General features: G+C 36.9%; 8 protein-coding genes. 4 read left to right on the top strand and 4 right to left on the bottom strand.

Annotated elements, in window-relative coordinates; genetic code table 11:
- Positions 1-831: 831 nt before the first annotated feature.
- Genes B3P23_RS02920 through B3P23_RS02935 form a run of 4 tightly spaced genes read left to right on the top strand, consistent with a single transcriptional unit; the run spans position 832 to position 5,991 of the window.
- Positions 832-2,334, top strand: coding sequence for an ankyrin repeat domain-containing protein (locus B3P23_RS02920; RefSeq protein WP_293924396.1), 1,503 nt, complete (start codon positions 832-834; stop codon positions 2,332-2,334).
- A 4-nt stretch (positions 2,335-2,338) separates the two neighbouring features.
- Positions 2,339-2,824, top strand: coding sequence for a DUF2271 domain-containing protein (locus tag B3P23_RS02925; RefSeq protein WP_045753456.1), 486 nt, complete (start codon positions 2,339-2,341; stop codon positions 2,822-2,824).
- A gap of 5 nt (positions 2,825-2,829) precedes the next feature.
- Entirely contained in the window at positions 2,830-5,013 is a 2,184-nt protein-coding gene (locus B3P23_RS02930) for a PepSY domain-containing protein (RefSeq protein WP_293924398.1), read from the top strand.
- 18 nt (positions 5,014-5,031) lie between these two features.
- Positions 5,032-5,991, top strand: a complete 960-nt coding sequence (locus B3P23_RS02935; RefSeq protein WP_045753458.1) for an FAD:protein FMN transferase — start codon at positions 5,032-5,034, stop codon at positions 5,989-5,991.
- 7 nt (positions 5,992-5,998) lie between these two features.
- Here B3P23_RS02935 and ccoS read toward each other — a convergent pair whose 3' ends face one another.
- The 4 genes from ccoS to B3P23_RS02955 are packed head-to-tail and all read right to left on the bottom strand — an operon-like array spanning position 5,999 to position 10,405.
- Entirely contained in the window at positions 5,999-6,184 is a 186-nt protein-coding gene (gene ccoS, locus B3P23_RS02940; protein ID WP_293924402.1) for a cbb3-type cytochrome oxidase assembly protein CcoS, read from the bottom strand.
- A gap of 28 nt (positions 6,185-6,212) precedes the next feature.
- Positions 6,213-8,600, bottom strand: a complete 2,388-nt coding sequence (locus B3P23_RS02945) for a heavy metal translocating P-type ATPase (RefSeq protein ID WP_293924404.1) — start codon at positions 8,598-8,600, stop codon at positions 6,213-6,215.
- Positions 8,601-8,610: 10 nt separating this feature from the next.
- Positions 8,611-9,984, bottom strand: a complete 1,374-nt coding sequence (gene hemN, locus B3P23_RS02950) for an oxygen-independent coproporphyrinogen III oxidase (RefSeq protein WP_293924405.1) — start codon at positions 9,982-9,984, stop codon at positions 8,611-8,613.
- Between the two features lie 7 nt (positions 9,985-9,991).
- Positions 9,992-10,405 (bottom strand): lactate dehydrogenase, encoded by a 414-nt coding sequence (locus tag B3P23_RS02955; protein ID WP_045753460.1) that lies wholly within the window; start codon positions 10,403-10,405, stop codon positions 9,992-9,994.
- Positions 10,406-10,553: the final 148 nt, after the last annotated feature.

The following is a 10,553-nucleotide window of genomic DNA, read 5'->3' on the forward strand; positions in this document are numbered from 1 at the left end:
GTGCAAAGATAGGAACTTTTATACTTCACTTCCTAATGTTTTCCGGAAATAGTTTACCGCGGCACGGTAAAGGGCTAGAAATGTGACCGATAATTTATCTGGATGCCGCCTGATGATCATGCTGGGTCGGATATGGATTAACTTTTGCTATGGATCACATTGTTAGTTGGTCTGGGGCCATCTGTGTGCGGACACGCCCGTCAACTGTTCATATATGGGTTCTTCACACAAATACTGCGTTAATTGTTACTTCATCACTCCGTTACTTGGTCACTTGATCACTCGGTTACTGGGTCAATCCGCTACTAGCTTACTATGTCACTTGATCACTCGGTTACTGCTTTACTCCGTCACTACATCACTGCGTTACTCGATCCCTCAGTTACTTTACCATATATACCAGATCTTAAAGACAAATCCTGACCAACTACTTACCAAATTCACCATTAAACGGGGAATACACCAGACATTACTTAGGGTTTATAGGGGGTTAGTAGGGGTCTACCCCTACTAACCCCCTATAAACCCCCTGTTATCCCCCTACTATACCGGTATTAAATACGAAGTTGATTAGAATTTGGTATGCTTTTATACTGGAACACGACATAGGTACATTGATTCTTATTATATAGTGTTTAAAACTTAGAGAACTAATTTTTTACCATATCTATATTATCTATATCCTTTTGTAGCATATTATTATAATATATAGCAACCACTTGCAATAAATTTTACTTTTTTTCTAAAAATTACATTATATTTTATAGATTTGCTCTCTATTTAGATTTAGTATAAATAAATTCAATATATCGAGGTATTTAAATCAATAATATGAAAAAGATCTTTCTAGCAGCCCTATTATTATCTGCTCTTTATGGAAAAGCCCAAAATAATAATTCATTAATGAATGCTGATTTCTGGAAAGGCTCGCCCAATTTGGATGCTGTAAAAACTGAAATAGCGAAAGGAAATAGCCCATCAAAACCGAATGCAGCTTCATTTGACCCTGTCACTACTGCCATATTAAATAAAGCTCCAAACGATGTCATTAAATATTTAATTGAACAAGAAGGCAATAGTGTTACTAAAAAGACGCATCACAGCCGTAGTTATTTGCACTGGGCTGCATCAACAGGAAATCTAGAACTCGTACAATATTTAATATCGAAAGGATCTGATGTCAACTACCAAGATAGCCATGGTTTCCCAATTGCAGCTTATGCCGCTTCAACAGGAAATAAAAACACAGCTGTGTATGATCTTCTATTTAAAGCTGGTGTAGATCCTAAACAAAAGTATGAGGATGGCGCTACATTATTATTATTGTCGGTGGCTGCAGACCAAGATTTAAGTATTACTGATTACTTTATATCTAAAGGATTATCCTTATCAGATCAGGACAACTTTGGTAGAACCGCTGTTGATTATGCGGCAAAACTAGGCCATGTTGACATCATTGAAAAACTCATTAAAAGAGGTGTAAAGCCAACAAACAATGCTCTTTTCTTCGCTACACAAGGATCAAGACAGATTACTAACGGCATTGAAACTTACAAATACTTGGTGGAAACACTAAAACTAGACCCGAAAGCGACTAATAAAGACGGTGCAACAATCCTACAGGCATTAGTACGCAGACCAAATATGGAAGTCATCAATTACTTCTTGTCTAAAAATGTAGATGTCAACAAAGCCGACAATGAGGGAAATACAGCTCTTATGGTTGCTGCTGCAGGTAAAGATGCTAAATTGATTGAATTATTATTATCCAAAACAGCTCAAGTAAATGCAGTCAATGACAAAGGAGAATCCGCATTGACAAAAGCCATTGCTAACGGCTCCTCTGAAATTGTGTCCCTATTGTTAAAAAATGGTGCTGATATCAAAATCATCAATAAGGACGGAAATAACTTGGCGTATTATTGGTTAAATTCATATACCGAAAATGCCCCACAAGGACAGACTGGTCAACGTGCTTCTCAAGATCATAGTTTTGAAGAAAAATTAACCTTATTACAAGATAATGGTTTAAATGTTACAGATTTACAAAAAAATAAAAGCTCTCTTTTACATTTAGCGGTTGCCAAAGAAAACTTAAATTTAATCAAAAGAGTTGCTGCATTAGGGATTGATATTAATGCACAAGATAATGACGGAATGAGCCCATTACATAAAGCTGCACTAATTGCTAAAGATGATGCTGTTCTTAAAGAATTGATTTCGTTAGGTGCTAAAAAAGATCTGATCACATCTTTTGATGAAACAGCATACGATCTAGCAAAAGAAAATGAATTTCTAACAAAAAACAATGTTTCCATTGATTTCTTAAAATAATAGCATGAAAATTTCTATAAAATTTCTACTTCTTTTATTCTTTGTTACTCTTTTTAGTTCTCATTCATTTGCACAATCGAGTAAGTTCAAATGCATGATCCAAATGAATAGTTATGAAGGTGAAGGTGCATATATCATCATCTCATTAATTAACCCGAAAGGAGCTTATGAAAAGACACTTTCTGTTTTAGGACCAGATAAGCAATGGTATAATACATTGAAAGAATGGCATAAATTTCAAACAAAATCGAATGTTAAATTGAGTGCCATCACCGGTGCTTCTGTTGGTGGTGGTGACCGTGCAATGAGAACGATCGAAATAGATGACACGAAATTAAACAAAGGATATAAGTTGCGCTTTGAATCAGCTGTTGAAGAACAAAAATACCATGTCACCGATGTTGAAATTCCATTGACAACAGAAGCGTTAGCTGAGCGCGCTAGCGGAAAAGGTTATATTAAATTTGTAAAATTAAATAAAGTTCAATAATTAAAATGACTTTATCCATCTGGAGGTATGCACATTTAGCTCTTGCGATAGTATCATCCCTATTTTTACTTATTCTTTCCTTTACCGGAATTATATTGGCGATCGATGCAGTTAACGAAAAAAACCAAGCATACCAAGTAGCAGATCTCAATACAATAAACCTTTCGCAGTCCATCACTGAACTGCGAAAGGTCTATCCCGAAATCATTGAAATAGCAGTTGACCATAATCATTTTGTTAGTATCGATGCTTTAGATGAAGAGGGTAATACAATTAAAGGCTATATTGACCCAAAAACGGGGAAGATTTTAGGTGAGATAACACCCAAAAGTCAATTCATTCAATGGACAACAGCTTTACACCGATCCTTATTTCTCCATGAGACAGGACGAATCATAGTAGGTGTAGTATCTTTTATACTCTTATTGATTACCTTAAGTGGTGTCGTCCTTATTCTTAAACGCCAGCAAGGCCTACGTCATTTCTTTTCTAAAATTAACCGAGACTTCTTCGCACAATATTTCCATGTTGTCAGTGGCCGGTTTTTCCTAATTCCTATTCTAATAATTGCGTTAACGGGTACCTATTTATTTATGGCCAGAATGGAGTTCATGAAAAAACCGAATGCAAATATCCAACATACCGCTGAGACTGATACTGATAAAATTGAATTTAAAGATTTTAAGATTTTTAAACAGCATACATTAGCTGATATTGAAAAAATCGAATTCCCATTTATGGATGATGACCCAGAGGAATTCTACACGCTAAAATTTAAGGATCGCGTAGTCACTGTTAATCAATTTAATGGGGCAATAGTAACAGAAACCAAGTATCCTTACACTGCAGCACTTGAAAAGTTAAGTCTCGATATTCATACGGGAAGGACAAATGTGATATGGGCAATCATTTTGGGTCTTGCCTCCTTAAATATCATCTTTTTTATCTATACCGGATTTGTTATCACATTTAGAAGAACGAAAACAAAAATTAAAAATAAGTATAAAGCGGATGAGGCTGAAATCGTCATTTTAGTGGGTTCAGAAAATGGTAGCACTTTATTTTTTGCAAACCAAATTCATAAACAATTACTAGCAGATGGCAAACGTTCCTTTATAGCTGTGATGAACCAATATCAAAGGTATCCAAATGCAGCACATCTTTTGGTGTTCACTTCTACTTATGGTATAGGGACAGCACCAACGGGTGCATCGAAGTTTGAAGAGCTACTTTTAAAAACTCCTCAAGAACAACAGCTACAATACAGTGTCATCGGCTTCGGCTCACAAGCTTATCCAGATTATTGCGCTTATGCAGAACGTGTGGATCAAGTTCTGGCATCACAAGAGTGGGCAACTCGTTTTCTCGATCTACATAAAGTAAACGATCGATCAATACATGAGTTTACGAACTGGGTTCATCAATGGAGTGAAAAATCATGCCTCGCACTAGCAACTGCACCATCCGTGTACCAAACAAAAGTTGTGGGGCTAAAAAAACTTAAAGTTGTCAAAAAAACAACAGAAGACCAGGCTACCTTTACGGTGATATTGAAACCTACTGCAAATGTCAAATTTCAATCTGGCGATCTTTTGGCCATATATCCTACAAATGATCATAGGGAGCGATTTTATTCGATCTGTCAGTATGACGGAATGATTCAGCTGGAAGTAAAACTCCATCCTAATGGATTGGGATCAAACTTCCTTTACGATCTAAAGCAAAATGATTTTATACATGCGCGCATCATGAGTAATCCCGAATTTCATTTTCCAAAGGCTCCTGCTGTCATTATGATTGCCAATGGAACCGGTATAGGACCATTCTTAGGAATGATCAATAACAATAAGAAAACGCCAATTCATTTATATGCTGGTTTTAGGTATAACAATACTGTCACAAAGCGGTATCAAGAATTTGCTCAAGAGGAAATTGAAAAAAAGCATTTAAAAACATGTCATTTTGCCTATTCAAGAGAATCAAAATCTCAATATGTGATGGATCTCATCCAGCAAGATGCTCAACTTTTTTTAGAACATTTAGAAAATGGTGGTGTTATTATGATCTGTGGATCGCTTCATATGCAGCGAGATGTTGAGCAGGTTCTGGAAGGAATCGCACCATCTCAAAAAGGCAAAACACTTCAGTATTATAAGGATAAAAATCAGATTCTAACCGATTGTTATTAATCCTAACAGCAAAAAATCATGAAGTTTTGTTATATCTTCCTATTTTTACTGATCAGCCATTTGAGTAATGCGCAAGTTTTGTTAAAAAAGCAAGTTACATTAATGGGTTCCGTATTTGAGATAACGATTGTAGACCAAGATACCGCAACCGTACGAAAACATATTGATTTGGTGATATCGGAGGTCAACCGTATTGAAAATCTGATTTCCGAATGGAGACCTGAAACTCAAATTTCACAAGTCAATCGCTACGCCGGCATTAAGCCTGTAAAGGTCGATCGTGAAGTTTTTGATTTAACCACAAGAGCAATCGAATACTCCAAAAATTCAAACGGTGCTTTTGACATCAGTATTGCTGCTTTAGATAAAATATGGCGATTTGATGGGACAATGAACGAATTGCCATCGGAAGGCGCTATCCGTAAATCGGTAGAAAAGGTGGGCTATGAACATATTGTATTGGATAGTGCCAATTGCACGATTTACTTATCCATGCCAGGTATGAAAATTGGATTTGGATCTATCGGTAAGGGATATGCTGCCGACATGGGTAGAGCTTTGATGCAAAAAAAATCAGTTCAAGCCGGGATCGTCAATGCCTCAGGCGATTTATCAACTTGGGGATATCAGCCCAATCATACTCCGTGGTTAATCGGGATTAAAAATCCTTTTAAGGCTTACAAAACAATTAAAATACTCCAGATGGAAGAAAGTGCGGTCGCGACCTCCGGAAGCTATGAAAAATATGCGGAAATTGGGAACAAAAGGTATACGCACATCATCAATCCTAAGACGGGGTATCCAGCAACTGGACTAACTAGCGTGACCATCTATGGCCCTTCTGCTGAGTTTGCCAATGCATTGAGTACGTCAATTATGGTGATGGGTCAAAAGGAAGGTCTAAAACTAGCAAAAAAATTTCCGCTGTATCACTATGTATTGATAACAGACCAAGGCAAAATACGAAAAAGCCGCTAACAGCATATTAGTGGAACGATTTTCCGTCCTCCTGCTTGGAATCAATCTCTTCGATATCATCGTCAAATAAAATACGAACTGATGGCGTATAGGTATCGTCATTCTGTCCCGTTTTATTGGCCCAAAAGAATGCTCCTAAAAACAATAACGCGACAAATACACTACAACCAATTAACATAAAGATGATACTCATAATACTATTTCAAATTAGTAAAAAATACTTATAATCCCCGTCTTTTTGCGAACCAGCGCGTCAATAAACTCGTAAAAGATATAATAGTCACCGTACTTATTGGCATCAGTATCGCAGCAAATAACGGCGACATTTCTCCCTGAACGGCAAAACTCAATCCGATCACATTATAAAACAATGAAATACAAAAACTCAGATGAATGACGCGTACCGCATCTTTACTAAACGCAAAAAACTGTGGTAATTTTTGAAAAGCGGCACCATCCAAAATAGCATCGCAACCAGGTGAAAAATTATTAATATCGTCACTTACGGCTATTCCTAAATCAGCAGCTTTTAAAGCTCCAGCATCATTCAAACCATCTCCAATCATACAAACATGACCTCCTTTATCTTTAAACATTTGGATGATATCCAATTTATTCTGTGGAGACTGATTAAAAAGTAAGCGTGTTGTTGATGGAAAAATTTCTTTTAGCACCTCTTTTTTTCGATCATTATCACCTGATATAAGATGCAGGTCATAATTTTTTAAATCATGGATAATACCGGAAAGTCCTGTTCGCCAGGATTGTTCCATAGCAAAGCTACCTTTCACTTTATCATTGATGGATACGAACACATAGGATGCTTCTTCTGTATTTTTGGGTGCATTCACAAATCGAGCGCTTCCGATTTTGATCGTATATTTTCCGATCTGTGTTATGGATCCCTCTCCTATCTTTTCTTCATATCGATCCACAGGGATCGGTTCTATATGATCTAACCACTTTACAATTTCTCGACTCAAGGGGTGACTTGAATTACGGCAAGCAGAATATACCAATACTTTTTCCTCCTGTGTCAAAAAGCCTTCAAAAGCGATACCACTAACTGATGGTGAGGAAATCGTACCGGTCTTGTCAAAAATAATAGTATCAATGGCTGCCATCTGCTCGATAGCATCTGTATTTTTGACATAAAACTTATTTCTATCGAAGACACTTAGTGCTGCTGACAACGTAAATGGTGAACTGAGAGCTAAAGCACATGGACAGGCAATAATCAAAACAGCAGTAAATGCGCCCCATGCTTTATTAGGATCCTGCCCTACCATCCAAAATACAGTGGCTGATATGGCAATCAATAATAAAGCAATCGTAAAATATTTACTGATATAACTAATAAACGTCTGAAATTGGCGATCATATTGCTTATAATTATCGTTATTCCAAAGTTTGGTCAGATAAGATTGCGATACAGATTTGACCACTTCCAGTTCAATTGCTTCTGCCATTTGACGGCCGCCAGCATAGATCACCTCCCCTAATATCTTGGTGATAGGTTTAGATTCGCCGGTCACAAAACTGAAGTCAACACATGCTTCACCATGTAGCAAAACGGCATCAGCTGGTATAATTTCGTTATTACGAACTAATATCCGGTCACCGACCTGTAGTTCTGCAAGTTGAATTGCCTTCTCTTTTCCTTCTTGTATAGTGGTTACCGCTACGGGAAAATAACTTCGATAATCACGCTCAAAAGAAATATGATAATACGTCCTTTCTTGCACCCACTTGCCAATTAAAATAAAAAATACCAAGCTGCAAAGTGTATCTCCAAAACCTGCACCTGATTGTGAAATCACTTCGTAAGCAGTGCGTAGAAATAGTATAAAGATCCCGAGTGCCAAAGGAACGTCGAGATTCAATCTTTTTTGACGGATACTTAAAAATGCGGATTTAAAATAATCAGAAGCACTATAGCATAGTACAGGTAACGTAAATAAAAGATTGGCATATCCAAAAAATACCGAGTATGATTTTTCAAAACCTGCAAGTCCAAAATATTCTGGAAAACTCAACATCATAGAATTTCCAAAACAAAATCCTGCCACTGCGATCTTAGCGATCAATGGGTTTGAATTTACCTTCTTACCTTCTTTAACCACATCTTGTAAAGTGATCTTGGGCTCATAGCCTATACTCACCAACAGTTCAACAAGATGATATAAGGATAAATCGGTATGCTTAAATGTGATGCTAGCTTGCTTTTTCATAAAATCAACCTTCGAGGAGATCACATGCGGATTGATTTTATATAGATTTTCTAATAACCATATACAGGAACTACAATGTATAACGGGTATGTAAAAAGTAATGATGGTGATCTGCTCATCCTTAAAATCGATCAATTTATCAACTATGGCAGCCTCAGTCAAATACGATAAATCGGCGGTTTTTCCCTGTTTGGACTTTCCCGGATGCTGATTATAACGGTAATAACTTTGCATGTTATTTTCGTTAAGAATCTGATAAACCGTTTGGCAGCCTAAACAACAAAAATCATGTTCAGCATACTGATAGCCGGCTAACTCAATTGTATCACCACAGTGAAAACAATGTTGCGCTACTTGAATCTCTTTCGTTTCCACCATCTTTTAATCGTTAAATCGCTTGACTGAATAGTTGCATTTCACTTTTTGATTTTTGTAATCTCAGATCAAATGCCATACATACATTTCGAAGAAAGGATTTACCTAAAGAAGTGATGATAATCTGATCTGAATCCATCTTAACGACTCCTTCATCGATCATTTCTTGTAATTTTTTCACAATCGTATCGTTACCCAAAAAGCCTTCGATCAATTGGGTCTCACCTTTACACATCAGATCTAAAATATATCGTCTTATGATGACATCTTCTGCATCGAGCAGGTGACCTTTAACCACAGGCAATTGACCTTGATCTAGCAACTGTTGATATTCTTCTACATGCTTGACATTCTGTGCAAAACCATCCCATGAATCGCTGATGGAAGAAACTCCTAAACCAATGAGTAAAGGGCGATAGCGATCTGCATATCCCATAAAATTACGATGAAGTCTTTTTTCTTGGAATGCGATGAACAATTCATCTTCGGGTTTTGCAAAATGATCCATTCCGACATCGAGGTACCCTGCTTCTTGTATCAGTTTCTTCCCTTGCGTATATAAAGCTAACTTTTCTTCTCCCTGCGGTAAATCTAGTTCTGTATAGTGGCGTTGGCCAGGCTTGATCCATGGAACATGTGCATAACTGTAAAAAGAAATACGATCTGGATCTAGGATTAAGGATTCTTTTATCGTTTCGGTGATAGTTTGTAAATTTTGTTTAGGCAAACCATATATTAAATCAAAATTAATCGAAGTATATCCAATCTTACGCGCTTCTTGCATGACGCGCCTCACATCTGCGACATCTTGTTTTCTATTGATCGTAAATTGGACCAATGGGTCAAAATCTTGAATCCCTAAACTTAATCTTCGAAATCCCAATTGATACAACACATCGAGGTGTTCAAAAGTCGTATTTCCAGGATGTGCTTCAAATGAAAAGGAAGCGTCTTCCGCTATTTGTGCATGAGATAAAATACCATTGATCAATTTCGCTAAATGCTCTGGAGCAAAAAAAGTAGGGGTCCCACCACCGAGGTGAATTTCAGAAATCAAAGGCGCACCTTCCTTTAATATTGCTGTATATATCCCCCACTCTTTCAGTAAACTATCGATATAGGGCAACTCAACTTTATGATTCTTGGTTATTCTTGTATTGCAACCACAATAGGTACACAGACTCTCACAAAAGGGCAAATGAATATATAGACTTATTCCAGAGTCTTTAGACTTTTGATAAGTATGATATACACTTTGCATCCATCCCTCAGTAGAAAATTGGTCATTATCCCAAAATGGAACTGTTGGATAACTGGTATAACGCGGTGCGGCAACATTATATTTTCGCACAAGATCTTGTATTGCTATTACACTATTCGTTTTCATGATCATCTTATAATTTCACTCCACAGTCTTTTAGACAACAACAAGCGGTTCCGACACATTTACCTGCACCCCAAAGATTTAAATTACGAATCGTTTGCTCTGCAATCCCTTTTGGAGTTTGATCCTCATAAGGTGTATTGGCAACCTGTATATCCAACTTTCCAGCTTCGATCAAATCAATATGTCCTGTACCTAAGGTACGTGTCAAAATACGATTGACACCCATATTTTTTAAAGTTCGCAACATCGAGGCTCCTAGTATATCATGGGCAGATATGATCACCACGTCTTTTCCTGTAGCATAGACTTTTGTTTCTTCATTAAGCCCATTAGCAATAAAGGTCAAATCATGCATTTTACCATTAGCGATTGCTAACAACTCTTTTTCAAAGGCCTGAATACTATAAACAACTACTTTCATGCTATCTTTTTTGATATTCTAATTCCGAACTAGTACAAAAGTAAATAGTCTACAAATATTTGTATATGAAGTTCATCAGCTTAAAATGTGATTTACGTCACAATATAGAGTGTCATTAAAAATCAGTTCTTAATAAATAAGGGCTGAA

Source organism: Sphingobacterium sp. UBA6320 (assembly GCF_002440335.1).
Taxonomy (GTDB): domain Bacteria; phylum Bacteroidota; class Bacteroidia; order Sphingobacteriales; family Sphingobacteriaceae; genus Sphingobacterium.